Annotated in this window: 23 protein-coding genes and 1 pseudogene; 10 read left to right on the top strand and 14 right to left on the bottom strand. The window is 71.5% G+C overall.

Translation table 11 applies throughout. From position 1 onward, the window contains the following. The first annotated feature begins 243 nt into the window (after window positions 1–243). Window positions 244–798 (top strand): GNAT family N-acetyltransferase, encoded by a 555-nt coding sequence (locus ACFSDF_RS19205; RefSeq protein ID WP_377158739.1) that lies wholly within the window; start codon window positions 244–246, stop codon window positions 796–798. A gap of 32 nt (window positions 799–830) precedes the next feature. Here ACFSDF_RS19205 and ACFSDF_RS19200 read toward each other — a convergent pair whose 3' ends face one another. From ACFSDF_RS19200 to ACFSDF_RS19190, 3 genes are all read right to left on the bottom strand, one after another. Beyond that, window positions 831–1,211: a VOC family protein gene (locus ACFSDF_RS19200; RefSeq protein WP_167250906.1), complete on the bottom strand. Its 381-nt coding sequence runs from the start codon at window positions 1,209–1,211 to the stop codon at window positions 831–833. 482 nt (window positions 1,212–1,693) lie between these two features. Beyond that, a complete protein-coding gene (locus tag ACFSDF_RS19195; protein WP_243842937.1) occupies window positions 1,694–3,277 on the bottom strand; it encodes an MFS transporter in 1,584 nt (527 codons plus the stop codon). Between the two features lie 123 nt (window positions 3,278–3,400). Then, window positions 3,401–4,174 (bottom strand): Rv0361 family membrane protein, encoded by a 774-nt coding sequence (locus ACFSDF_RS19190; protein WP_208322330.1) that lies wholly within the window; start codon window positions 4,172–4,174, stop codon window positions 3,401–3,403. A 121-nt stretch (window positions 4,175–4,295) separates the two neighbouring features. Between ACFSDF_RS19190 and ACFSDF_RS19185 the strand changes: the two are divergent. Further along, window positions 4,296–4,637 (top strand): annotated as a pseudogene (locus ACFSDF_RS19185) (GNAT family N-acetyltransferase); the annotation flags it as partial. 36 nt (window positions 4,638–4,673) lie between these two features. Here ACFSDF_RS19185 and ACFSDF_RS19180 read toward each other — a convergent pair. The 3 genes from ACFSDF_RS19180 to pdxR all read right to left on the bottom strand — a co-directional run bounded on the left by ACFSDF_RS19180 (window position 4,674) and on the right by pdxR (window position 11,224). Continuing rightward, window positions 4,674–8,168 carry a TM0106 family RecB-like putative nuclease gene (locus tag ACFSDF_RS19180; RefSeq protein ID WP_377158736.1) on the bottom strand — a complete coding sequence of 1,165 codons (3,495 nt, stop codon included), beginning with the start codon at window positions 8,166–8,168 and terminating at the stop codon, window positions 4,674–4,676. 81 nt (window positions 8,169–8,249) lie between these two features. Then, window positions 8,250–9,701: a hypothetical protein gene (locus tag ACFSDF_RS19175; RefSeq protein ID WP_377158734.1), complete on the bottom strand. Its 1,452-nt coding sequence runs from the start codon at window positions 9,699–9,701 to the stop codon at window positions 8,250–8,252. A 23-nt stretch (window positions 9,702–9,724) separates the two neighbouring features. Beyond that, the gene (gene pdxR, locus ACFSDF_RS19170; protein WP_243845120.1) at window positions 9,725–11,224 is read right to left on the bottom strand and encodes a MocR-like pyridoxine biosynthesis transcription factor PdxR; all 1,500 of its coding nucleotides are present in this window, start codon (window positions 11,222–11,224) and stop codon (window positions 9,725–9,727) included. 29 nt (window positions 11,225–11,253) lie between these two features. Here pdxR and ACFSDF_RS19165 point away from each other — a divergent pair, with 29 nt between their 5' ends. Together ACFSDF_RS19165 and ACFSDF_RS19160 are read left to right on the top strand one after the other, a co-directional pair. Further along, the gene (locus ACFSDF_RS19165; RefSeq protein WP_377158732.1) at window positions 11,254–12,159 is read left to right on the top strand and encodes an EamA family transporter; all 906 of its coding nucleotides are present in this window, start codon (window positions 11,254–11,256) and stop codon (window positions 12,157–12,159) included. Window positions 12,160–12,188: 29 nt separating this feature from the next. Next, window positions 12,189–13,331, top strand: coding sequence for a GTPase family protein (locus ACFSDF_RS19160; protein ID WP_167250892.1), 1,143 nt, complete (start codon window positions 12,189–12,191; stop codon window positions 13,329–13,331). A gap of 9 nt (window positions 13,332–13,340) precedes the next feature. Here the strand turns inward: ACFSDF_RS19160 and ACFSDF_RS19155 are convergent, their stop codons facing one another. From ACFSDF_RS19155 to ACFSDF_RS19140, 4 genes are read right to left on the bottom strand one after another with little or no spacing between them, the layout of a single operon-like run. Next, on the bottom strand, window positions 13,341–14,474 hold the full coding sequence (locus ACFSDF_RS19155) for an aromatic acid exporter family protein (protein WP_167002849.1): 1,134 nt from the start codon (window positions 14,472–14,474) through the stop codon (window positions 13,341–13,343). Between the two features lie 44 nt (window positions 14,475–14,518). Then, window positions 14,519–14,974 (bottom strand): SRPBCC family protein, encoded by a 456-nt coding sequence (locus ACFSDF_RS19150; RefSeq protein WP_167002851.1) that lies wholly within the window; start codon window positions 14,972–14,974, stop codon window positions 14,519–14,521. Next, window positions 14,941–15,297: a DoxX family protein gene (locus tag ACFSDF_RS19145; RefSeq protein WP_167002853.1), complete on the bottom strand. Its 357-nt coding sequence runs from the start codon at window positions 15,295–15,297 to the stop codon at window positions 14,941–14,943. The genes ACFSDF_RS19150 and ACFSDF_RS19145 overlap by 34 nt, the downstream gene beginning before the upstream one ends. Further along, window positions 15,294–15,809, bottom strand: coding sequence for a CGNR zinc finger domain-containing protein (locus ACFSDF_RS19140; protein ID WP_167002855.1), 516 nt, complete (start codon window positions 15,807–15,809; stop codon window positions 15,294–15,296). The genes ACFSDF_RS19145 and ACFSDF_RS19140 overlap by 4 nt, the downstream gene beginning before the upstream one ends. A 47-nt stretch (window positions 15,810–15,856) precedes the next feature. Here ACFSDF_RS19140 and ACFSDF_RS19135 point away from each other — a divergent pair, with 47 nt between their 5' ends. Then, entirely contained in the window at window positions 15,857–16,492 is a 636-nt protein-coding gene (locus tag ACFSDF_RS19135) for a LysE family translocator (protein WP_167002857.1), read from the top strand. Then, a complete protein-coding gene (locus tag ACFSDF_RS19130; protein ID WP_208322332.1) occupies window positions 16,489–17,118 on the top strand; it encodes a GrpB family protein in 630 nt (209 codons plus the stop codon). Before ACFSDF_RS19135 ends, ACFSDF_RS19130 begins: the two co-directional genes overlap by 4 nt. A 1-nt stretch (window position 17,119) precedes the next feature. On the opposite strand, the gene ACFSDF_RS19125 is transcribed toward ACFSDF_RS19130, so the two are convergent. From ACFSDF_RS19125 to ACFSDF_RS19110, 4 genes are all read right to left on the bottom strand, one after another. Then, window positions 17,120–18,457 carry a vWA domain-containing protein gene (locus ACFSDF_RS19125; protein ID WP_377158728.1) on the bottom strand — a complete coding sequence of 446 codons (1,338 nt, stop codon included), beginning with the start codon at window positions 18,455–18,457 and terminating at the stop codon, window positions 17,120–17,122. A 107-nt stretch (window positions 18,458–18,564) separates the two neighbouring features. Then, window positions 18,565–19,443, bottom strand: a complete 879-nt coding sequence (locus ACFSDF_RS19120; RefSeq protein ID WP_377158726.1) for an AAA family ATPase — start codon at window positions 19,441–19,443, stop codon at window positions 18,565–18,567. A 99-nt stretch (window positions 19,444–19,542) separates the two neighbouring features. Beyond that, a complete protein-coding gene (locus ACFSDF_RS19115) occupies window positions 19,543–20,817 on the bottom strand; it encodes a DUF445 domain-containing protein (protein WP_243842939.1) in 1,275 nt (424 codons plus the stop codon). Between the two features lie 29 nt (window positions 20,818–20,846). Next, complete coding sequence (locus ACFSDF_RS19110; protein WP_377158723.1) at window positions 20,847–21,443, bottom strand: helix-turn-helix domain-containing protein; 597 nt, start codon at window positions 21,441–21,443, stop codon at window positions 20,847–20,849. A gap of 54 nt (window positions 21,444–21,497) precedes the next feature. On the opposite strand from ACFSDF_RS19110, the gene ACFSDF_RS19105 reads away from it, so the two are divergent. The 4 genes from ACFSDF_RS19105 to ACFSDF_RS19090 are packed head-to-tail and all read left to right on the top strand — an operon-like array spanning window position 21,498 to window position 24,204. Next, entirely contained in the window at window positions 21,498–22,133 is a 636-nt protein-coding gene (locus ACFSDF_RS19105) for an AzlC family ABC transporter permease (protein ID WP_208322333.1), read from the top strand. Continuing rightward, window positions 22,130–22,441, top strand: coding sequence for an AzlD domain-containing protein (locus ACFSDF_RS19100; protein WP_167002869.1), 312 nt, complete (start codon window positions 22,130–22,132; stop codon window positions 22,439–22,441). Before ACFSDF_RS19105 ends, ACFSDF_RS19100 begins: the two co-directional genes overlap by 4 nt. 60 nt (window positions 22,442–22,501) lie before the next feature. Next, window positions 22,502–23,404, top strand: coding sequence for a KPN_02809 family neutral zinc metallopeptidase (gene ypfJ / locus ACFSDF_RS19095; RefSeq protein ID WP_167002871.1), 903 nt, complete (start codon window positions 22,502–22,504; stop codon window positions 23,402–23,404). A gap of 5 nt (window positions 23,405–23,409) precedes the next feature. Continuing rightward, window positions 23,410–24,204 (top strand): CPBP family intramembrane glutamic endopeptidase, encoded by a 795-nt coding sequence (locus ACFSDF_RS19090; protein ID WP_208322334.1) that lies wholly within the window; start codon window positions 23,410–23,412, stop codon window positions 24,202–24,204. Window positions 24,205–24,212 lie beyond the last annotated feature (8 nt).

Below are 24,212 nucleotides of genomic sequence, written 5' to 3'. Positions count from 1 at the left end.
TCGCGCTGGGCCTGTTATTTCTGTCGTTCTAGGACCCACACGTCTTGCCGCTCGGGCCTCAGCCACGCCCGAGTTGAGGTGGGGCCTGACGGTCCCCGCTCCCCGTGTAGGTTCGGCCTCGCTCCCCTCGCCCTGCCCCGCTGCCTCGACGGCGTGCGAGGACTCCCCCAGGCGACGACCTGCCGGGGCGGGAGCGCCAGAGTGTCTGATGACAACGACAAACCCCTAGAAGGCGGGTGGGCAGTGACCGACATCGTGATCCGTGCGCTCGATCGTGACGACAGCCGACGCCTCGCCGAGATGTATCGGGGTGACCGGGACTTCCTGAAGCACTGGGACCCGCAGCGTCCCGATGCCTTCTACACGGACAGCGGTCAGGCTGACGCGATCGAGACCACTCTGCGCGAATGTACGAGCGGTCGTATGTGGTCGGGAGTAGTCCTCGAGGACGGAGGTCTGGTGGGGCGAGTGAGTCTGAACAACATCCTCCAAGCTCCCTTTCGGAGCTGTTCACTCGGCTATTGGGTCGCACAGCCGTACAGCGGCCGCGGCATCGCCACCGAAGCGGCCAGGCAGGCGATGCAGATCGCCTTTGGCTCCCTCGGCCTGCACCGAGTTGACGCGTTTGCGCGTGAGGAGAATGCCGCGTCGTGTCGAGTGCTGGAGAAGAATGGGTTCAAGAAGGTGGGCTTGTCGCGAGGACACATCCACATCAACGGGCGATGGCGCGATGACATCATGTTTCAGAGAATTGCCCCCTGGGATGACGGCATTCGTCTCGACCCGCCTGCCTCTTGAGGCTGTTGCTGCAGGCACGGGCGGCCGCAGCGTCACCTGGCGGAGTCACTCTCGATCGGCGTCGCCCACGACGGCCGCCGAACGAGGCAGAACGGGTGGCCCGCCGGGTCCGCGTACACGTCACCCCCCAGCGCTCGGGCGCCGAGACGGAGCACCTCCTCCCCCGCGGAGGTGACGTCCTCGACCATGACGTCGACGTGCATCTGCTGCGGCACCCCCGGGCCGGGCCAGGTCGACGGTGGCAGTCCGGGCGCCCGCTGGAACGCCATCCCCGAGGTCTGGTCGTCCACCGAGACGACCACGAAGTCGCCGTCGTCGTAGGTGACCGGCTCGCCGAGCACCGCCGACCAGAATGCGGCGCTCCCCTGCGGGTCAGGTGCGTCGACGACGAGGTGGTGGCGTCGTCCGATCATCACGCCTCCCCTCCTGGCCTAGGGCCTCCCCCGCGAGCATTTCACGTAGCGTCGACAACGTCTCCGGCTCGCACGGCCTGGACGACCGACGCAACGGTCAGTCCACCCGAGATGGTCCACAGCCACCACGGCATCGGACGGATGGTCGAAAGGGCCGCGAGAATCCCCAACGTGACAATGCTGCCCCGCACACTGGGGTGGGTCAGAGTTCGCCAGAACATGGCCGACATCCTCGCAGCTCAGCCGAAAGCCGCCCCGGTTTAGTGCAACCTTTATGTGTGGGAGCGCCACGCAGATCCTTCTGATCACGGAGGGCCTTCTTGGATGCGCGCCTACCTCGACCTGTTGGGTCACCCTGTGCCTCGCGCGCGGCACTGGGCCTGTTATTCAGGCCCATCGATTGAGTTGCTCGAACCAGCCGCGCATCATGTCGGTGCCGCAGGTCGTCAGCGATCGAACGCAGGGCCCTCCCCGCCACCCCGTCACGGCTCGCTCACCTGGGTGGTCCGCGCACCCGCAGGCACGGTCGGCAGCAACCGGGTGAAGTACAGCGCCGCCATGATGAAGAACGCGAGGACGAGCAGACTCGCGCGCAGGCCCGCGATCCGCGCGTCGGTGTTCTCCTCGACGATCGCGTTCGCCTCTGCCGTCGGGATCCCTGCCTCCGCCAGGCCGTCCTCGAGCTGGCTGTCGGAGACGAACGGAACCCCGCTCGCGAGGCTCACCTCCGCGCGGTCCGAGAGATCGTCGGAGACGGCGGAGTTGGCCTGGATCCCGCCCATGAACGAAGCCGTCAGCGCGCCAATGAGGACCGAGCCTGCGAGCGCCGTGCCCAGCGATGCCCCGAGGTTCGTGGCGGTGTTCTGGAGACCACCCACCTCCCCGCTCAGGGTGTCGGGCAGAGCCGAGACGGTCACAGCGCCGAGCTGCGACGACAGAGCGCCGACGCCGAGGCCAGCCAGCAGGAGCGGTACGGTCACGATCTCCGGCCCCGCACCCGCCTCGAGGGCGAGCACGAGCGAGGTCACCCCGGCGAGGAGAGCGCCTAGCCCCCACGAGACCACCCGCCGCGGAGAGGCCCCCGGCCAGAGGCGTGGGACGGCGACCGCCGCCAGCAGGAGCGTGAGCGAGAGCGGGAGGATGCGGACGCCCGTCTCGACCGCGCTCAAACCCAGCGCAACGGACAGGAAGAGCGGGATCGTGAAGAACAGCCCCGCTTGGACCAGGAACTGGAAGAAGAACATCGTCAAGCCGCCGGTGAGCTGGCGGTTGCGCAGCATCGCCACGTCGACGAGAGGTTCACGCCCCACGGCGGCCGTACGAGCCTCCCACCAGAAGAACACCCGCAGGACGAGGAGGCCGCCGAGCACGAACCAGACGGTCGGAGACATCCCGAGGAGGGACGGTCCGTCGGGCGAGGGGCGGACCCATCCCCACTCCCCCGACCGCAGGACGCCGTACACGCCGAGCGCGAGGCCCGTCGCGGAGAGGACAGACCCGATCCCATCGAGGCGGACAGAGCCTTCGCGACGGCTGTCGTGGATCCGCCGGGTCAGCGCGAGGATCCCGACGACCAGGACGACCTCGCCGGCGAACACCAGGCGCCACGTGAGGTAGGTGGTCACGGCGCCGCCGATGAGCGGGCCCGCAGCCACGGCGATCGCGCCGGCGGACGCGACCAGTCCGTACGCGCGGGGGCGCTCCTCGGAGGGGAAGTTCGCGGCCACGAGGCCGACAATCGCAGGCATGATCAGGGCAGCCCCGAGGCCCTCGAGGAGCGACCAACCAATCAGGAGCACGGCGAGGTTGGGCGCGAGCGAGGTCGTCAGCGACCCGGCGCCGTAGATGACGCACCCGATCGCGAACGCCCGGCGCCGTCCGATCATCGTGCCGACCTTGCCGCCGGTGATCATCAACGCCGCCATGACGAGCGTGTAGAGCGTGATCGCGGTCTGGATGCCGGTCACCGTCGTGTCGAGGTCGGCGGCGACCTGCGCGATCGAGACGTTCATGACCGAGCTGTCCAGGGTCATGAGGAACTGGCCGGACGCCAGCGTCAACAACACGACCCCTCGCCCGGCCACCATCGGACCAGTCTCTGGCCGCGAGCGGCGGCATGGTGGGGAATTGCACACGCGCCGCAGCCTTCTCGGCTGCGGCGCGCGTCAGGTCGTGCGGTCCGATCGAGATCAGGGGGTCGGCGGCTCGACCTCGTTGAGATCGGGGAGATCGTCGGTGTCGGGCAGGTCGTCGACGTCAGGCGTGTCGGCCGTGCCGAACTCGTCGACCTTCCAGGAGCCGCCCTCCTTGACGAGCTCGACCTCCTGATCGACGGAAGTCCCCATCACCGACAGGGAGACCTTCGAGGTGGCCTCGTCGCCGTCGACCTTGGTGTCCTTCACGGTGAACTTCGCGTCGCGCAGGGCCTTGAGCATGCCCTCGCTGCCTTCCTCTTCCTTCAGGGACTCCTTGCACTTGTCGGCGCCTTCACCGTTGCGGAAGTCGTCGGTCGTGATCGCGACGAGCGCCTCGCAATCGCCGTCCTGGATCGCGGCGATGAACTCCTTGGTGGCGTCCTCGGGGTTCGACGCGCCGCCGCCCCCATCACCGAACAGGAGCACGGCGCCCAGCACGACGGCGATCAGCAGGACGGCAGCGCCACCGATGAGGCCGATGAGGAGGCCCTTGTTCTTGCCCTTCGGCTCCGAGCCCGTGGGCGGCTGGCCCTGACCGTAGTAGGCCTGCTGCGGCTGCTGACCGTACGGCTGCTGCGGCTGCTGACCGTACGGCTGCTGGGGCTGGCCGTAGGGGCCAGGAGGCTGTTGCCCGTACCCGGGTGGCGGTCCCTGCGGGGGCGGACCCTGGGGCGGCTGACCCCCCTGGGGAGGCTGGCCCTGGGGCGGCTGCTGTCCGTACGGGGGCTGAGGGCCGTTCGAGGGTTGGCCTGACCACTGATCGCTCACGCGCATACGGTACGCGACCAAAGAGTCGCTCCGCGGCCGCGCCCGGCGGGCGACCTGGTTCTATGGTGCCGTGACGACAGGGTGGACGCTGCGCCGAAGCCGAGCCGAGGACGCTGAGTGGATGGCCGAGCTGCGGGCTGTGGTGATGCGCGACGATCTGGAGCGGCTCGGGCGGTACGACCCCGTGCGTGTGCGCCGCCGGTTCTTGGACGCTTTCGACGCCGCGCACACCGGAGTCATCGTCGTCGACGGCGTCGATGCGGGTCTCATCGCGCTGCGGCCGACGGAGGGCGCGCAGTGGATCGAGCACTTCTACGTCCGCGCGGACTACCAGGGCCTCGGGATCGGGTCAGCGGTGCTCGGACGTACCCTCGCCGAGCACGGCGACGAGCGACCCTTCAGGCTGAACGTCCTCCAAGGCAGCCGAGCCCGTGCCCTGTACGAGGCGCACGGGTTCGTCGTCGACGGCGAGGACGCGATCGACGTCTTCATGGTCCGCTCACACGCGCAGGAACGCCCCCAGCTCGAGCACACCGTCGGGCGTGCGAGGCATGTAGGAGGTCAGTGCGTCGGAGCGGAGGATTTCGGCCCGCCACTGCGCGCGCGAGATCGCGACGTTGACGCGGTGGCGGTCGAGGAGGAACCCCATCCCTCGCGGCACGTCATCGGGTGAGGACGCCGCCATGGAGACGAGGACGACGGGCGCCTCCTGCCCCTGGAACTTGTCGACGGTCCCGACGCGTACGCCGTCGATGCCAGTGTCGTCGAGCACACGACGCACCAGGTGGACCTGGGCGTTGAAGGGAGCCACGACGAGGATGTCGGCCTCGCCCAGCGGGCGCGGCGCCTCGTCGCCGCCGGGGCTCCACGAGGTACCGAGCAGCGCCCGCACACGCACCGCCACCTCTGCGGCCTCCTCGACGGAGGCGGTGCGGTTGCCGTGGTGGTCGACGAGCTGGGTCGCCACGCCTGGCGCGATGCCTGCGAGGTCGCGCTCAGAGGTGCACGGGTGCGCGGTGAGCGCTCCCTCGTACGCGAGGTGAGAGACGGCCTCGCAGAGCCGCGGGTGCATGCGGTAGGTGGTGCCGAGGAAGTAGCCGAGGTCGGCCGGCATCGCGGCGCGCCCCTCCATCACCCAACCCAGTGCGGACGTGTCGACCGGCTCGCCGTGGGTGCCCTGGCTCACCTGCGGGAGCTGCTGGGGATCGCCCAGCAGGAGCAGGCGCTGGGCCGCCACCGAGACCCCGATCGTCGGCGCGAGCGCGAACTGCCCGGCCTCGTCGACGACGAGCAGGTCGAGCGAGCCGCGCGGGACGCGGTCGGCGTTGGTGAAGTCCCACGCGGTGCCGCCGAGCACACAGCCCGTGCCCTCCGACTCCTCAAGGAAGGCGGCCACGCCGTTGTCGGGCAGTCGTGTCCACGCCGGGACTGCCGTCTTGGCCTTGGGCTTGCCGACCCGCGCCGCCTCGAGACCGGCCTCGACGGTCTTGTCGAGCACGTGCTCGACCACCGCATGGGACTGGGCGACGACGCCAATCCGCCAGCCGTGCTCCTCGACGAGGCGCCGGATCACCCGCGCCGCCGTGTGGGTCTTGCCCGTGCCGGGTGGCCCCTGGACGGGGACGTAGGAGGAGTCGAGGTCACGCAGCGTCGCTACGAGATCGTCGACCGCGTCCCCTGTCTGCGGGAGGCGGTCGAGTGTCCGTATCCGTGGGGTGCGACGTGCCAGCACGTCGTACGCCGGTCCGGCGGGCAGCGTCGCTCCCCCGAGGGACGCAGCCGCGCACTCGCCGATCGCGGCCGTGATCGACTCTGCGGGGGGCGGTGGCCCCGGGGTGATCGCGGTCGGCAGCCACGGGTGCGGGCCGATCGCGCGGGTCGCCTTCTCGCGGACGAGCACGGCGTCGGAGGCGTCAGTGTCGTTGCCGTCGTGCGGGGCGGGCGTGATGCCGTCGACCGTCGGTGTGTAAGCGCGGATGCCGTCGACCGACGTCTTGCCACCCTCAGGACCGGGCAGGTCGTACAGGAGGAAGGCCCCGTCACCGTTGCCGATCGTCGTGCCGGGACCCCACTCGCCGGCAAGGCGCAGGGTGCGGCGGGCGAGCTTGCGGCCCTCGGCCTGCCAGTCTTCGACGACCTCGGCCGACTCGACCACGAACACGTCACGAGATGCCGCCCACTCGTCGGCCGGCGCGCGGAGCCGGTCGAAATGCGCCCACCAGAAGGGCAGCGACTCGCGGCGGTAGTAGCCGAGCGCAGCGGCGAGCATTGCGTACGCCTGCTGCTCGGCCGAGCGCTCCCCACGGTCAACGGGACCGGCGCGGTCGAGCAGGCCCTTGACCAGCACCGCGTCGTCTCCGGGCTCCTCGTCCTCGGCGTCGAACGCCGGCAGCGGCACCGGGGCGGGCCGTGGCTCGACTCCCGCCTCGTCGCCGACCCGCAGGAGCCAGTCACGCAGCCGCAGCGTCGACAGGCAGTCGTACTCGTTGTAGTCGGCGAGCTCGGCGAGCCTCTTGGCGGCCTCGTCGAGCCGTTCGTCCTCGATCATCGCGCGATAGGCGTGGTATTCGACGATCGACGCGTCGCCGGCCTGGACCTCGCCGGCGCGCAGCTCGTCGGAGCCCATATAGAGGGGCTCGAGCTTCTTGATGCTGTACGAAGGCTGCGAGACGCGCACGGACCCTCGCACCACCGCGTACAGGTCGACGAAGACTCCCGCGCGCAGCAGCGCGTCGAGCTCGCGCTCGTGGGTGGCGTAGCGGGCGACGAGCCGCTTGAGGGCGCTCGTCTCGTACGGGGCGTAGTGGTAGACGTGCAGGTCAGGGAAGCGCGCGCGCCGCTCGGTGAGGTAGTCGAGGAACGAGACCAGCGCCGCCCGCTCCCCCACGCGGTCATGGGCCCACCACGGCAGGAACGGGCCGCGGCTCTCCCCTGGCGCAGGAGCCTCCATCACGCCCCAGAGGTATTCGAGGCCCCACTCGGTCAGGTCGCTCTCGTGGTAAAGCGGGTCACCCTCGAAGTCGAAGAAGACGTCGCCCGGCGACGGTGGCGGCAACGCCGAGAGGTGGGTCGGGGCGACGACCTCGTACGTGACCTGCGGCCGGCCGTCGGCGCCGGGCCCCGCGTCACGCTGGGCCTGCTGGAGGCGGGCCTGCGCGTGAAGCCGGGAGAAGACCGCCTGCGGCATGCCAGGAGGTGGCTCGGCGGACGCGACGAGCGCGTCGAGGGTGGAGATGCCGGCTGCACGCAGCCGTTTGCGATGGTCAACACGCAGCCCTGCGACCACGAGGACGTCACCGGTGGCAGCGATTGCCTCGGCGCACGCCTCACAGCGACCGCACGCGACATAGCGCTCGTCGCCCCACACCACGGGTCCGTCCTCGGCGTGGTGCTCGGCGACAAGCCGACGAAGCCGCTCTCGGCGGGCCTGGAAGACCGGGAGCACCTCGGCGAGCGGGAACGACTCCTTGCGGCCGTCGCCGAGGAGCAGGACGACCGTGGCGGCGACCGGCTGGCCCGCGCGCTCGAGCTGGTCGGCGTAGGCGGCGAGCTGAAGCAGGGCCTTGGCCCGGGCCTCTCGGGCGAGCTTGGCGTCGCACACCACCCAGCCGTCGTCACCGCGCTCGACGAAGTCGGCGTAGCCGTGGAACTCGCCGTCGAAGAAGCCGGCCTGAGAGACCACCTGGACGTCGGACGAGAGGGCGGCAAGCGTCGTCTCCTGCAACGCACGCAGCCGCTCGACGGTCGGCGGACCGACACGGTCGATCTCGGTGATCGCGTCCGCCCCCAGGGCACGCCGGAGCCGGTCGAGCTCACGTGCCTCGTGAGCGTCGCCCAACCGGGCGATGTGGCTCAGCATCGCGTCGTCGCCGGCCGCCACCGGCGCAGCCCGCCGGAGACGGGCGTCGAGGCTGCGCAGGAACGCGAACTCGCACTCCGAGGCGAGCGTCAGGTCGGACGCACTCCAGACCACGTGACCCTCGAGCACGAACACGTGACCGCTCCTCTCCGCCGACGTGCCAGTGAGCGTACGGGAAGGGTCCGACAAGCCTCGGCGGCCGCGCCTGCGGCGCTCTCAGCGGCGTCGCAGCGTGGACGGAAGCCCACCGACGGCAGCCACGCCGAGCGCCGAGCGCGGCTCGTACGCGACACGCCAAAGGCCCCCGTGCGCCGCGCCGTCGGCGAAGAGCTCCTCGGGGTGCTCGCGCACCGGGACGGGCCGGTTCAGGTCGCGGACGAGCAGCGCCGCCATCAGCGTGCGGGTCGTGCCCGGTGCGAAGATCTCGACGCCGAACCGGTGCGCCCCTGCGTAGGCGGCTGCGAGCAGGCGGTTCTTGGTCACCGAGCGCGTCCAGGTCGCGGGAGCGACGTTGAACGAGACGCGCTGCCCGGCGTCCTCGGCGACCACGCCACGCCAGCGCTGGATCCGCTTCGCCATCGCGTAGTTCGGGCCCTGCTGAGGGACGAGGATGTCGGCGACACCGGTGCCGTCCGGCAGCACGGTCGCATAGTTCGGGAGGAACAGCCGTCCACGGCTCGCCACGCGCAACGGTGCCTGGAGCCAGCGGACGGCGCCGCGCTCGCGGAACGCCTGCGTGCTTGCGGCCACGACGTCGGCCGGCACGACGAACGCGTCGGTGGGTGTCGCGAGGTAGGCCAGTGCGGTGCCCGGGTCCTCGTCGGTGAGTCGGGAGAGCATCGCGTCGACGGCGGCCGTGACGCGGACGTGGGCGCCGCCGTCGGCGTACGCGTGCATCCCGACGACCATGCTCCCCTCACCGCGTGCGTCATGCGCCTCCCGGAGCCAGGCGAGGACGTCGCCGGTCCGCGAGACCAGGTCTGCCCCCGCGGTGCCGTCCTCGACGGGATACGAGACAGTGCCGGCACCGCCCTCCGCGGTCTCGCGCACCCGGTCCCAGACACGCGCGGCCGGGACATCGACGGCGAGGACGTCGGCGCCCCACGTGCACAGCGGGCCGAGCGGGCTCATCTCCGCGCCCGCGCCGAGCAGGGCGACCGTACGGCCGCCGAGCGCGAGCCACTCGGGGTGGTCCACGACCTCTCCGACCGCCTCGGCGAAGGACGGCTCGACGATCCCGTCGGCCTGCCACCGGGCGAGCTGGTCGCGCAGGGCTCCGCCACTGAGGGAGCGTCCGCGGTACGGCACGCGCAGCTCCGGCACACGAGGAGCCGTGCCCCGTACGGTCTCGGTCGCGAACGGCTCGCCGTCACCACTCCAGTCCCGTAGCGGAACCTCGCTTCCCGCCCCGGAGACGACCATCCGCTCGTGGACGGACCTCAGGCCCGCCTGCGCCATCGCGAGCGCGGCCTTGGGCGTCTGCGCGGACGCCGCCGTCGCGCGTCCGACCAGGCCGACGTAGTCGGCGCGCCACGACGACGCCGCGGCGACGTCGTCCGCAAGGTCCGGGTCGACGTCGCGGGTCGCATCGGCGAGGACGCCCCGGACGGCGGGCGTCGAGGGTCGCCGTCCGTCGACGGAGGGGAAGGTGATCTCACGTGGCTGCACCCCCCCAGTATCTGAGGTTCCCCTCATGTTTTGTCCAGTACCCCCCGTACGGCCTCGGCGACGACGGCGATCCCGTCGTCGACCGCGCCCGCCCCGTTGGCCGCGTAGCCGAGCACGAGCCCAGGCCTGCCGGGCCGTTGGCGGTGCAACGACAGCGGGTGCGTCTTGACTCCCCCGGCGAGCGCCTCCTCCGCGACCGCCCGGTCGTCGATCCCCTCGGGCAAGGTCACGACGAGGTGCAGGCCCGCCGCCGCGCCCTGCACACGCGCCTCGGGGAGCCGTTCGGCCAGGGCGGCCACCATCGCGTCGCGGCGCCGGCGGTGGCGGGACCGCAAGATCCGCAGGTGCCGCTCCATCGCCCCCGACTCCATCAGCGCGGCGAGGACGAGCTGGCCGAGGACGGGGTTGCCGAGATCGACGTCGCGCTTCAGGGCGAGCACGCGCGCGTGCAGCCGCGGCGGGACGAGCAGCCATCCGGTACGGAGCGCCGGCGCGAGAAGCTTCGAGACGCTGCCAGCGTAGGCGACGGCCTCACCCAGCGTGCCGCGCAGCGCGGGCACGGGCGCTCGGTCGTAGCGGTGCTCGGCGTCGTAGTCGTCCTCCACCACGAGCCCGCCGTCGGCGACCCATCCGGCCAGGTCGCGGCGGCGCGGCCCACTCAGCACGACGCCGGTCGGGAACTGGTGCGCCGGTGTCAGCATCACGGCTCCGACCCCGCTCGACCGCAGGGCATCCACCCGTACGCCGTCGTCGTCCACCGGCACCGAGACCACGTCGGCCCCCTGGCGACGCAGCTGCTGCCGCGCGCCGAACGAGCCCGGGTCCTCGACGCCGATCCTGACGACCCCCTCGTCGCGGAGCACGTGCGCCAGGAGGAAGAACGCCTGTGCGACGCCCGCCACCACGAGCACCTCGTCGGGGTCGACGCGGATGCCCCGGCTGCGGGCGAGCCAGCGCGCGACCGCGGTGCGCAGAGCAGCGGTCCCACGCGGGTCGCCGTACCCGAGGTCGGCGGCGCTCCGGCCGGTCAGGACCTCCCGCTCGGCGCGCAGCCAGGCGGCTCTCGGGAAGGCCGTCAGGTCGGGTACACCGGGCGAGAGGTCGATCCGGGCGGGAGCGGCACGGAGCCGGTCGACGAAGTCGGCGCCGTCGAGATCGGAGAATACCGCCGTCTCGGCGCCGGCGATCGGTGAAGCCGCCCGTCCACCGGCCGCAGGCGTTGGCTGTACGGGGCTCGAGACGACGACCGTCCCGCCCCGCCCGCGCCCCTCGACATGCCCTTCGTCGGCGAGTCGCCGATATGCCTCGGTGACCACCCCGCGAGACACGCCGAGGTCCTGGCCGAGGGTCCGGGACGCCGGGAGTCGAGCGCCGATCGGCAGCGAACCATCGAGGACCGCTTCGCGGATCTGCGCCGCGAGGTACGTCGCGAGCGACCCCGACGCCACGCCCGTCAGGTCGAGCCCGAGGAAGTCCGCGCCCGGTTTGGTCTCCTCGTACGGAAAGTCTTTGGACCTGGCCACCGGTCCATTGTGGCCTCGACGCTGGAGGTATGCACCTCGCGAGCACACCCCACGCCTCCGCATACCTGCCTGGCGCCCTCGGCATGGCGCTCGTCGGCGGCAGCGTCGCCGTCTCGCACGTCCTGACCGACGCACCGCTCATGACCCCGCAAGCTCTCCGGTACGCCGCCGCGGCTGCGGTCCTCGTCGGGATCGCCCGGATCCTGGGCCGTCCCGTCCCGCTGCCGCGAGGGCGCGAGTGGGCCCTCCTCGGTCTGCTCGCGGCCACCGGGCTCGTCCTCTTCAACGTCGCGCTCGTCCGAGGCGCGGAGCACGCCGAGCCCGCGGCCATCGCCGTCGCGGTCGCCTCAGTCCCGGTCGTGCTCGGCGTCGTCGGCCCGCTCCTCGAGGGACGCTCACCGACGGCCCGGATCCTCGTCGCGGCGGTGGTCGTCACCGCGGGGAGCGTCCTCGTCCAAGGGGGAGGCCGCACCGACGGCGCAGGTGTCGCGTGGGCCGTGCTCGCGCTGGCATGCGAGGCGGCCTTCACCCTTCTCGCCGTCCCCCTGCTCCCTCGGCTCGGGCCATGGGGTGTCTCGGTGCACTCGGTGGTGATCGGGACGCTGATGTTCACCGCGCTGGCACTCGTCACGGAAGGCCCCACCGCCGCCGGACGCCTCGACGCGGCGGACTGGGCCGCAATCGCGTACCTGTCCGTCCTGGTGACCGCGGTCGCCTTCGTGCTCTGGTACGCGACCGTGGCGCGCGTCGGGAGCGCGGCCGCAGGTCTGCTCACCGGACTCGCCCCCGTCGCCGCGGCGGCCGTCGGTGTCGTCGTCACGGGAGACGTTCCGAGCGCGCTCGTATGGGTCGGCGTCGCAGTCGTCGTCGCCGGGCTCGCGATCGGCCTGCGCGCTCCACGACGCCTGCGGCGACCGGTCGTCGTCGCGCAGTGAGGTGACTGCGCCTCTGGCAGGCTGGTCACGTGCCCGAGACACCGACCGACCGCTGGTTCGCCGACGCCTTCCGTGGAGCCTGGGAGAACGAGCAGCGCAAGCTGGGACGCTTCAACCTGGCGATCTTCGGCAAGACGGGCGTCGGCAAGAGCACGCTCGTCAACGCGATCTTCGGCGACGACATCGCCGCCACGGGCATCGGCGAGCCGGTGACCCGCGAGGAGCACCTCTATCTCCACCGCAGCGGCACCCTCGGCGTGCTCGACACCCGTGGGCTCGAGGTCGGCGTGGACAACGACGCCATCCTCGCCGAGGTCGCCGACCACGTCTCGCGGATGCGACGACGCCCGCTCGAGGAGCAGCTCCACGTCGCGTGGTTCTGCGTACGGGCAGGCGACCGGCGTTTCGAGGACACCGAGGCCGAGTTCGTCCGCGCGCTCGCGCGGCTCGGGGTTCCGGTCATGCTCGTGATGACCCAGGTCCCACAGGTCGGCGGCCGCATCCACCCGGACGCACTGGCGCTCGCCGCGGAGATCGAGGCGCGCGAGCTTCCGGTCCACCGCAGCAAGGTCTTCCTCACGATGGCCGTCGGTGACCCGTTCTCCGGGCACGACGCGCACGGGCTCCTGGAGCTGCTCGATGCCACCTTTCGCTGTGCGCCAGAAGGAGTAGCCGAGGCGATCACCGCGGCACAGCGCATCGACCTCGCCCGCAAGCGCAAGCGGGCTGGTGACGCGATCAAGGTCGCGACGAGCGCAGCCGGGACCGCCGGAGCCAGCCCGATCCCGTTCTCCGACGCGGCTGTCCTCGTCCCGATCCAGATCACGATGATGGCCTCGATCGCGAACACGTACGGGCTGAGCCTGGAGCGCTCGACGGCGGCGTCGTTGGCCGCCACCGCGGCGGCGACGGTCGCTGGGCGTACGGCCGTCACGAGCCTGGTGAAGCTGATCCCAGGCGCCGGGACGATCGTGGGTGGCACGATCAGCGCGGCCGTCGCCGGCACGCTCACCTACGCGGTCGGTCACGCGTGGACACGCGTGTGCGAGCGCCTCACGCAGGGCGAGCTTCAGGGCGTCGGCGGCGTCCTCGACAGCGCGATGATCCGCAAGGTCTTCATGGAGGAGTTCCGCAAGCAGGCCAAACGGCGTGGCTCGGCCGTCGAGCGCTGACAAGACGCGTCAACGGCCGGGTGAGCGACGGCGCCGCCCCGGTGGCCAGGCGGGTGCCGACAGCGGCCTGATGCCGGGCGGCGGCTCGGCGCCCTCGGTGACCGGCAGCGCACCGAGGATCCGGCGGAGCGAGACGACCACGGCCGCACCAGGGAAGGCCTCTTCGCCGCGGTCGAGGGACTGTGCCACGAGAGCCGAGACACGCTCGACCGAGCGCGTCACGGTCGCGGCGTCGGCTGCGGCCACCTGCTGGTCGCGCGCGAGCGTACGAACGACCGCCGCGAGGTCGTGGAGGGTGTCGGCGACGGTCCGCGCGGCATCCCCGCCCGGGCGCAGCCACGGACCGTCCGACTGCTGCACCTCGCTGATCATGAAGGTGAGGTTCTCGGCCAGGTCGGCGACCCGCTCGATGACGTCCGCGGTCCTGCGCTGCTGGGCGACGACCGCGCGCCACCTGCCCGCACGCAGGTTGCCGCGCAGCGCGTCGTCGAGCGCGGCGTAGCTCTCCCGCAGGCGCAGCGCCTCGGGCTGGACCTCGTGCGGGAGGTCGTGCCACGGCGCTCCCTCATCGTCCCGCGTGGTCACGAGCGCGTCTGCGAGCGCGTCGAGCTGGTCGGCGACCAGGTCCGCGACGTTCTCGAGCCGCTTCACGGACACCCGTACAGGCACCGGCGGAAGGAGGAGCATGAGGGTGAAGCCGATGGCGGCGCCGATCGCTACCTGCCCGACGAGCCCCGACACGAAGTCAGAGGTGTCGATGTTGCCCAGGATGTAGGTGAACAGCGCCGCCGTGATCACCCAGCTGCGCTGGTCTCCCAGGCGGTCCCAGCCGCCGAGCAGCACGGCGACCAGCACCAGGAGCCCGATCGCCGCCCAGCCAGGGACCGGGAGGAGATGGAACCCGGCACCCACGCTCGCTCCCATGACGAGGGCAGTGAACAGGTGAGCCGAGTCACGCAGCGAGGCTGCGACGCTCGGGTGCACGGCGAGGACGGCGCCGAGCGGCGCGTAGTAGGCGTAGTCGCCGACCGGTGGCGGCACCAAGTTGCCGACCTGCCACGCCACGGCGGCCGCGACGGCGGCCTTCACGGCGATGTGCACGCGAGACCCGAGCAACGGGTCGGTGCTGCCGGTCGTCTTCATCCGGCCACACTAACCACGGCGGTCGGTCGACCGAGCAGGCGGCGTCAGCGCGCGCGGTGCTCCGCAGCCCCGGCGAAGGTCGCGGCCTCACGGTCGACGAGCGCGCGATAGTGCGCACCGCCCATCGCCGAGATCGCCCGCGACAGCAAGCCTGTCTGCTCGAGGACCAGCTCGAGCCGCGAGCCCCCCGGCTGCGCGACGACCCGGTGCGCGCCGGTGCTCGTCACTCCCGGCACCGACATCCGCCAGGTGAACGCCGTGCCGGGCTCGAGCTCGGTCACCGTCCACTTCATAGGCCGGATGCTCGGCTGCCGGACGAGATAGACCGCACCCAGCTCCAGACCACCCGCGCCCTGCGGCTCGACCTTGATGAAGCTGTCGCTGATCAGCGGCCAGTGGCTCGGGTCGGCAAGGACCGACCACAGCACCTCGGGTGGCGCCTTGACGTCGACCTTGACCTCGTACTTCACAGGAACGACCACCAGAGCGTGCCGACGCACAGGACGAGCATGCCTGTGGCGTTGACGAACAGGTTGCGGCCGAGGTCACGTGCGCGCACGTGCATCGAGATCGCGACGAGGAAGTAGGCGATCAAGGCGGCGACCGTCACGATGCCGACGTACGGGATCCAGATGCCGGCGACGAGGCCGGCGGCCGCGGCGGCCTTGACCGGCGCGAGAAGCCTCCAGAACCGCTGAGGGAACCGGACGTCGGCGAGGCACTCGCGGACGAAGGCCGCCGGCTTGATGCACATCACGGCGTCGGCGGCGCTGATCAGCGCCAGCACGACCACCGGCCACACGGGCTCCGGGAGCGCGCTCATCGTGCGTCCTCTCGCGATCGACGGCGGTGGGCAGCAACGCGAGCCCTCCCCGCGCACTGCGTCGAACAATAGCGTCGCGGTCGACCACGAGGACTGTCGATCCAGGCGTCGACGCACTCCTGACCGCCGCACACCCCTATCGTCTGCGCCCCGCGGAGCACCACCACGTCGGCGAGCGTGCGCAGGGCGGCGACCAGCAACGCGTCGGCCGATCGCGCGGGCACCCACTCCTCGTGGGCATGCCCGGCGTCGTCGCTTCGTAGGTGGACGGTCACGCCGGTCTCGGCGATGAGCCGGTCGAGCTGCCGGACGCGATCGCGCGGTGTCGGCGCGGCGAAGACGGGGTGGAGGCGGTCGGCGGTGCGGACGAGGACGTCGGTGTCCTCGCTGGCGGCGAGGCCGGCCGTACGAGGGTCCGGAAACGCCTCATCGCCCTCGCCCGCCTCCTCGCGGGGTCGGGTGCCCCACTCGTTCACCAGGGTGACGAGGTCGTCCGACTCGAGAGCGTGCATACGGAGAGTGTAACGCTCATCATGCTGAAAAGCGTTACAATAGAACGATGGTCGATCCGTCCGTCCTCCCCGCCTTCGTCCTGGCCGTCGTCGCCGTGACGATCGCGCCGGGGCCGGACAACACCTACATCGCGGCCGTCGCACTGCGGCACGGGCCGCGGGCCGGCGTCGTCTCGGCGCTCGGCATGGCGTGCGGGATGGTCGTCCACGTGACGGCGGCGGCGCTCGGCCTGGCCGCGCTGCTGCGCCTCAACCCCGAGATCATCGTCGTGATCCAGCTCGTCGGCGCGGCCTACCTCGGCTGGCTCGCCGTCGACACCCTCCGAGGCCTCTCCCACACCTCGGAAGCAGGCGAGGTCCCCGCGACCCGCGACGTGCTCGTCCGGGCGACGCTCACGAACCTGACGAACCCGAAGGTCATCGTGTTCTTCGCCGCGTTCCTCCCGGGATTCGTCGTCGCAGGCCACGGCAGCACCGTCGTCCAGATGCTCACCCTCGGCACGCTCTTCCTCGTGGTCGGCCTGGTCTGCGACGTGACGATCGGCATCGTCGCCGGGCGCCTCGGACGGGCCCTCGACTCGCGCGGCCGCGCCGGGACCGGTCTGACGGTGGTCGCCGCGTGCGTGTACGCGACGCTTGCGCTGATCCTCCTCGTCGAAGCCGTCCGTACGATCGGCTCGTGAGCACCCACCCCCTCTGGCGCCCGTACGAGGTCCCCGACCAGGAGACGACCGACGAGGCGTTCGTCGCCGGAGCAGAGCCGAAGGTCGAGGGAGGCGTCACTGTCGTCCCGTACGACCCTGCGTGGCCGCTCACGTACGTGCAGGTCGCGCAGGCGGTCCGCGACACCGTCGGCGACGGGGTGGTCGCGCTCGCGCACGTCGGGTCAACCGCGGTCCCCGGACTCGCCGCCAAACCGGTCATCGACATCGATCTGGTCGTCGCCGATCCGGCGGACGAGACGTCGTACGTACCGGCGCTCGAGCGGGCGGGCTTCGTGCTGCGGATTCGCGAGCCGGAGTGGGAACAGCACCGGATGCTGCGCCTCGACGTACCCATGGTCAACCTCCACGTGTTCGGGCCCGACTCGCGTGAGACACACAGGCACCTGCTCTTCCGTGACCGGCTGCGCGGCGACGTGGCCGACCGCGAGGCGTACGGGGCTCTCAAGTCGGCGCTCGCACACCAGGACTTCGCGACGGTGACGGCGTACAACGCGGCGAAGGCGGCGCTGATCTACGCGATCTATGAGCGGGCGTTCGCGGCGGACTCGGAGCACCCGCACGACCCGCGGCCGATCGACGCCTGACTCAGACCGGCAGCAGCCGCGAGACCACGCCCGAGAGCTGGTCGACCGTGCGGCACTCGTGCATGTCGACGATCTGCGCGTACGCCGGCGCCACCGAGTCGCCGAGCCCCCAGCGGCTCTCGTGCTCGGGGTTGAGCCAGAAGGTCCGCCGCGCGCGGGCGGTGATCTCGCGCAGCGCGTCGAGGTCGGGGTCGAGGTGGTTGCTGCGCCCGTCGCCGAGGATCAGCACGCTCGTACGGGGTCCGAGCACGGCGCCGTACCGGCTGACGAACGAGCGCAGCGACCGGCCGTAGTCGCTCGACGGGTGCCACGGTGCGACGTTGGCGTTCGCCATCACGCGCTCGGCGAGCGCGGCCGGGTCTGCCTCGCCGGAGGTGACCAGCTCAGTGACCTCGTCGGTGTGGTTGACGAACGCGAAGACGCGCACCTTGCTGAACTGGTCGCGCAACGCCTGCACCAGCAGCATGGTGAACCCGGCGAACCCGGCGACCGATCCCGACACGTCACAGAGCAGGACGAGCTCGGGGCGCGCCTTGCGCCGGTGCTCGTACGCCGGCTTGAGCGGCACTCCCCCGTACGACATCGAGCGGCGCAGCGTCCGTCGGATGTCGACCTGGCCACGGTTGCGGCGACGGCGGCGCGCCGACAGGCGGGTGGCGAGGCGCCGGGCGAGCGGCTGGACCGTACGACGCAGCTCGAGGACCTGCTGGCGGTTGGCGGAGAGGAACTCGACCTGCTCCGCGTCCGGCCGTACGGCGTACTTCGCGACGCGCTCGCGGCCGCGGACCTCCGCCGTGCGTCGGGTCGCCTCGGTCTGGACGAGCGTGCGGAACCGGTCGACGTCGCGGCGGATCTCGTCCCGGTCGAGGCGCTCGACGAACCCTTCGCTGCTGCCACGGGCGGCCAGGGCGCGGACGATCGTGGTCTGTGGTCGGAGCTGCTCGAGGGTCTGGCGCGCGGACCAGCCGGACCCGGCCATCCCCGGGCCGTCGCCGCCCTGGACCTGCGCGAGCGCCTCGACTGCCGAGGCGGCGACCTGATCGAGGGCGTCGCTGCTGCCCCGCGCCAAGGCGTCGACGAGGGCGTCTCGCAAGGTCTCGACCGTGTCGGGCCGCGCGCGCTCGCCCTCGCTCTCGCGCGCACCGACGCCCACGGGGAAGTAGACGTCGAAGACCGCGTCGAACACCCGACGCTGCCCCGTACGACGGATCAGCGAGGCCGCCAGGCCTTCGCGCAGCAGGTCGCGGTCGGCGAGCGAGAGGACCTGCATCGCGCGGGCGGCGTCGACGGTCTCGCTGGTGCCGACCACGAGGCCGTGGCCGCGCAGCGACTCGACCATCGCGACCAGCCGCGCGGGAAGGCTGTCACCCGCCGCCGGTCGAGCCTGTCCCGCCGGTCGAGCCTGTCGAGCCTCCCCCGTCGGTCGAGCCTGTCGAGACCCCCCGCTCATCGTCGCGCGTCCGCCGCGTCGAGCTGCAGGTGCTTGCGGGCGCGGGCGATGTCGTCGGTGTGCTTGAGCAGGACGCCGAGGGTATCGCCCACGATCGCCTCGTCGAGGGTGTCGGCGCCGAGCGCGAGGAGCGTACGGGCCCAGTCGATGCTCTCCGAGACCGACGGCGCCTTGCGCAGGTCGATGCGGCGCAGGGCGTTGACGACGCGGACGAGCGAGGCCGACAAGACGTCATCGACCCCGGGCACGCGGCTGCGGACGATGCGCTCCTCGAGCTCGGGCTCCGGGAAGTCGATGTGCAGGAACAGGCAGCGTCGCCGCAGCGCCTCGCTGAGCTCGCGGGTCGCGTTGGAGGTCAGCACCGTGAACGGCGCATGGTGCGCGGTGAGCGTCCCGAGCTCTGGGACGGTGATCGCGTAATCGCTCAGAACCTCCAGCAGGAGGCCCTCGATCTCGAGGTCGGCCTTGTCGACCTCGTCGATGAGCAGCGTGCTCGGGAGCGCGGAGCGGATCGCCTGGAGCAGCGGCCGCGCGAGCAGGAACTCGTCCGTGAAGATGTCGTCGCGCGTCTCGTCCCACGTCTCGCCGCGGCCGGCGGTGATCCGCAGGAGCTGCTTGGCGTGGTTCCACTCGTACAGGGCCCGCGCCTCGTCCACGCCCTCGTAGCACTGCAGGCGTACGAGGTCGGCTCCGGTGGCTTGCGCGACGGCACGTGCGAGCTCGGTCTTGCCGACTCCCGCTGGCCCTTCGACGAGCAGTGGCTTGTCGAGCCGGTCGGCCAGGAACACGGTGGTCGCGACGGACGGCGACGCGAGGTAGCCCGACTCTGCCAAGCGCTCGGTCACGTCCTCGACGGAGGCGAATCTCTCACTCACGCGCCCAGCCTACGGGGCCTCTCGTCCGCGATTCGGGCAGTTCACCACCGAGAGGGCCTTCGATCGCGTGCGGAAGTGCCCGAATCGGGGACGGGACAGTCAGAGGAGGTGCGAGAGGGCGTGGATGGCGACGCCGGCCAGTGCGCCGACGACGGTGCCGTTGATCCGGATGAACTGCAGGTCGCGACCGACGTGCAGCTCGATCTTGCGCGACGCCTCGCGCCCGTCCCACCGGTTGACGGTCTCGGAGATCACCGTGGCGATCTCGTCGCCGTAGTTCGTGACGACGAACGCCGCCGTGTCGCTGAGCATCCGGTCGAGGCGCGTCTGGAGCTCGGTGTCGGTGGCGATCCGCTCCCCCGCCTCACGCAGGATCGTCTCCATCCGGCTGCGCAGCATGCCTGCGGAGTCGTCGAGCGAGTCGAGCAGCGCGTGGCGCAGGCCGCTCCACAGGGCAACCGCGACGTCGACGACGCGAGGCTGCGAGAGCACACGCTCCTTCAGGGCCTCGGCACGCGCGATCGTTGCCGGGTCGTGCTGCAGGTCCTCGGAGAGCGTCACGAGGAACGCGTCGAGGGACTGGCGTACGCGGTGCTCGGGATCGGAGCGGACGTCGTCGACCCACGACAGCGCCTCGCGATAGAGACGCGTCGAGATCTTGTCGTCGACCCACTGGGGCGTCCACCACGGAGCACGGTCGGCGACCATCCCCTCGACGGTCTCCTGGTTCTCGAGGAGCCAGCGGTGCATCTCCTCGACGCCGATGTCGACCAGCCCGTGGTGAGCACCATCGCGGACGATCTCGCCGAGCGCCTGACCCGCGGCGGGGCTGAGCTCCTCGGCCTTGAGGCGCGGGACGACGACCTCGCGGACGATCGCTGCCACGTCGTCGTCGCTGATGCGCGCGAGCCCGTCCCGAAGCACCCGCGAACCGATGTCGACGAGGCGGCGGGCGTGCTCGGGGCGCGAGACCCACTGCCCGATCCGCAAGCTGATCCGCGCGGCCTCGACCCGCTCGCGTACGACGGACTCGTTGAGGAAGTTGTCCGACACGAACTCCTGCAGGCTCGCACCAAGGGCGTCCTTGCGCTTCGGGATCAGCGCCGTGTGCGGGATCGGGAGGCCGAGCGGGTGCTTGAAGATCGCGGTCACGGCGAACCAGTCCGCGAGCGCACCGACCATCGCGGCCTCGGCGCCCGCGTTGACGTAGCCGAGCGCACCCTCCTCCCCGTACGTCAGGGCATAGACGATCGCGGCAAGCACCAGGAGGCTCGTCGCCAGCGTGCGCATGCGACGCAGCCCGCGGCGGCGTAGCTCGTCCGAACCTCCGAGAGATGCCGGCACGGTGAAGCCGAGAGCGCGCGTGTCAGTCACGGGTGCAGGCTATCGGGGATGCCCTCGCGTCAGCGCTGCTCCGAGAGCACGACGGCTGTGGTGCCCACCTCGAGCGCCTCGAAGACGTGCGGCGCGTCACCGGGGTACATCACGTAGTCGCCTGGTCCGAGCTCGACCGGCTCCGTCGACGGGCCGACGAGCGCGCGCCCACTGCTGAGGACGACGTGCTCGACGGTTCCTCGCGGGTGCGGGTCCGAGCGGCGGGGCGCACCAGGCTCTGCGGTGACGAGGTAGAGGTCCCGCCGGGCGTGAGGCGGGGACGCCGACAGCAAGGTCGCCGCGTACGCCGCCTCTCCCGCTGCGACGCGGGGCCCGTCGCCCGCCCGGACGACCTCGACGTGGGCCGCCTCCGTGTCGACCAGGCGGGAGAACGGGATGCCGAGCGCCGTGCTCAGGGCCCAGATCGTCTCCACGCTCGGGGTGGTGCTTCCCGACTCGAGCTGCGAGAGGGTCGACTTCGCCACGCCCGCCTGCTGGGCCAGCTTCGACAGACTGACACCGGCGGCGGCCCGCTCACGGCGGAGCGCCTGCGCCACGACAGCACGGAGATCCTGTTGCCGTTCGTTCGACGAGACTGCCTGTTCGCCTTGACGATCGATCCTCATGTAGTCAAGACTAGCGGCATGCGTTCGTTCTGGCGAACACTCGATCGCTCAACCATGCAAGCCGTCCTCCCGATCTGCGTGACGGTCATGCTCGTCGGCGTCTCGTACGGGGTCACCGCAGCGGCCGCGGGCTTTCCGCTCTGGCAGGTGATCGCCCTCGCGGTCCTCGTGCTCGGCGCGTCTTCGGAGCTGCTGTTCGTCGCGCTCGTCGCGCTCGGCGCCGCCCCGGCGATCGCCGCGGGGGCTGCACTCCTCGTCAACCTCCGCACCGCCGCGTACGGCATGGCGGCGGGCCCGCTCCTTCGACCGGGAAGGGGACGACTCCTCGGCGCGCACCTCGTCAACGACGAGACAGTGGCTCTCGCCACCGCTCAGGACACGCCACGCGAGGGGCGCCGGGCGTTCTGGGCCTGCGGGATCGGCATCGCCCTCGCGTGGCCGCTCGGTGCCGGGATCGGCGTCGGTGTCGGGCAGGTGGTCCCCGACCCGAGCGACTGGGGGCTCGACGCTGTCTTCCCTGCGGTGATCGCGGCGCTGGTGCTGCCCGCGCTGCGCGAGCGTGCCACCCTCGCAGCGACCGCGGTCGGAGGGACCCTCGCTCTCGTCGGGCTCCCCCACCTCCCTCCCGGGCTCGCCCCCGTGCTGGCGCTGCTGGGTCTTGCGGTGGTTCCCCTGGCGAGGATGCGATGAGCGCCGGCTCGTTCGCGCTCGCGGTCGCGGTCCTCGGTCTCGGGACGTACGCGCTGCGGTTCGGTGGCATGGCAGCCGGGACGCGCGCGCCGATGACCGACGAGATGGAGCAGGTCGTCGACCGCGCGGTGGCGGTGCTGCTCGTGGCGGTGGCGGTGACGTCCACGTTCTACGACGGCGCGGCACCCGCAGACCTCGCGCGACCGGTCGGCGTGGCGGCCGGCGTGGTCGCCGCCGTCGCCCGCGCGTCGCTCGTGGTGGTCGTCCTCGTCGCGGCGCTGACGACGGCGCTCGTGCGTGCATGGTGACGCGGAGCCGATGCCGGGCGGCTCGACGGCGACGGGACGCGATCGCCCTAGAATCCGACCATGACGTTCAACGAAGGCGCCAACCTCGACACCAGCCAGGTCCGCAGCGGCGGCTCCAGCCGGGGCGGCGTGCTCCTCGGCGGCGGTGCCGGGTCGATCATCCTCGTCATCATCGGCCTCCTGCTCGGCGTCAACCCGTTCGAGCAGGGCGGCGGCGGCACGAGCGCCTTCGACACCTCGCAGGTCCAGCAGGCGGGTGCGAGCGACGTCGACTTCTCGCAGTGCCAGACCGGCGCCGACGCGAACCGCGACGTCACCTGCCGCGTGATCGGCACGGTCAACAGTGTCCAGGACTACTGGCGCGACGCGCTCCCCGCCGATGCCAACCGTCAGTACCGCGACTCCTACACCGTCCTCTACTCCGGCCAGACCCAGTCACCGTGCGGGACGGCCAGCAATGCGGTCGGCCCGTTCTACTGCCCGACGGACGAGCAGATCTACATCGACGCCGCGTTCTTCGACGACCTGACGACCCGGTTCGGCGCCGACGGCGGAGCCCTCGCGCAGATGTACGTGGTCGCGCACGAGTACGGCCACCACGTCCAGAACATTCTGGGCGTCCTCCAACACGCCCAGCAGGACCGTCAGGGTCCGACCTCGGGCGCCGTACGGGTCGAGCTGATGGCCGACTGCCTCGCCGGCGTCTGGGCGCACCACGCCGCGAACACCCAGGACGAGGACGGCACCACGCTGATCCAGCCGCTCACCGAGGCCGACATCGCATCCGCGCTCTCGGCCGCGGCCGCGGTCGGCGACGACCGTATCCAGGAGTCGGCGACCGGCCAGGTCAACCCCGAGAGCTGGACGCACGGCTCCGCCGAGCAGCGGCAGCGCTGGTTCACGACCGGTTACGAGGCGGGCAACCTCAACGCCTGCGACACCCTCTCCGCCCGTACGCTCTGAGCGCCGTGGCCCCCGACTTCCCCGGCCCCCTTGTCCCGGCACCCGAACCCGTCGCCGCGCCGCAGCGGCGACTGCTGAGCGCCGAGGTCTGGATCGTCCTGCTGCTCTCGCTGCTCCAGTCGGGCGTGTACGCGCTGGTGTCGCTGGTCGCCAAGCTGACCCGCGGCCCGCTGGCGGACCAGACGGCGACGCTCAACGCCTCGCGGAGCGACCGCCCGTGGCTCGACCTCACCTACCAGGTGCTCGGGATCGGGTTCGCGCTGATGCCGGTCGCGCTCGTGCTCTACCTGCTCGTACGGTCGGGCGACCGCCCGCGCCGCGTGCTCGGCATCGGCCGCGGCTCGAAGGGCGGCGACGTGGGCTGGGGCGTCGGCCTCGCGGCCCTCATCGGCATCCCCGGTCTCGCCCTCTACTTCGTGGGTCACGCGCTCGGCATCACCGCGACGATCGTCCCCAGCGCGCTCGACGACCACTGGTGGCGCGTGCCCGTCCTCATCGCGTCGGCCCTGATGAACTCCGTCCTCGAGGAGGTCATCGTCGTCGCCTACCTGATGTGGCGACTGACCCAGCTCGGCTGGAACCGCTGGGCCGTCCTCGCGACCAGCGCGGCGGTCCGCGCCTCGTACCACCTCTATCAGGGGATCGGCCCGGCGATCGGCAACGCGGCGATGGGTATCGTGTTCGGGTACTGGTACCAGCGGACAGGGCGCGTCGTCCCGCTGGTCGTGGCGCATGCGGTCCTCGACATCGTCGCGTTCGTCGGGTACGCCCTGTTCAAGGACGCGCTCAACCTTCCCTAAGGGGTTCT

The sequence above is a fragment of the Mumia zhuanghuii genome, assembly GCF_042681565.1.
Taxonomy (GTDB): domain Bacteria; phylum Actinomycetota; class Actinomycetes; order Propionibacteriales; family Nocardioidaceae; genus Mumia.
Note: the sequence above shows the minus strand (reverse complement) of the source record. Positions and strands in the feature narration are given on the sequence as shown.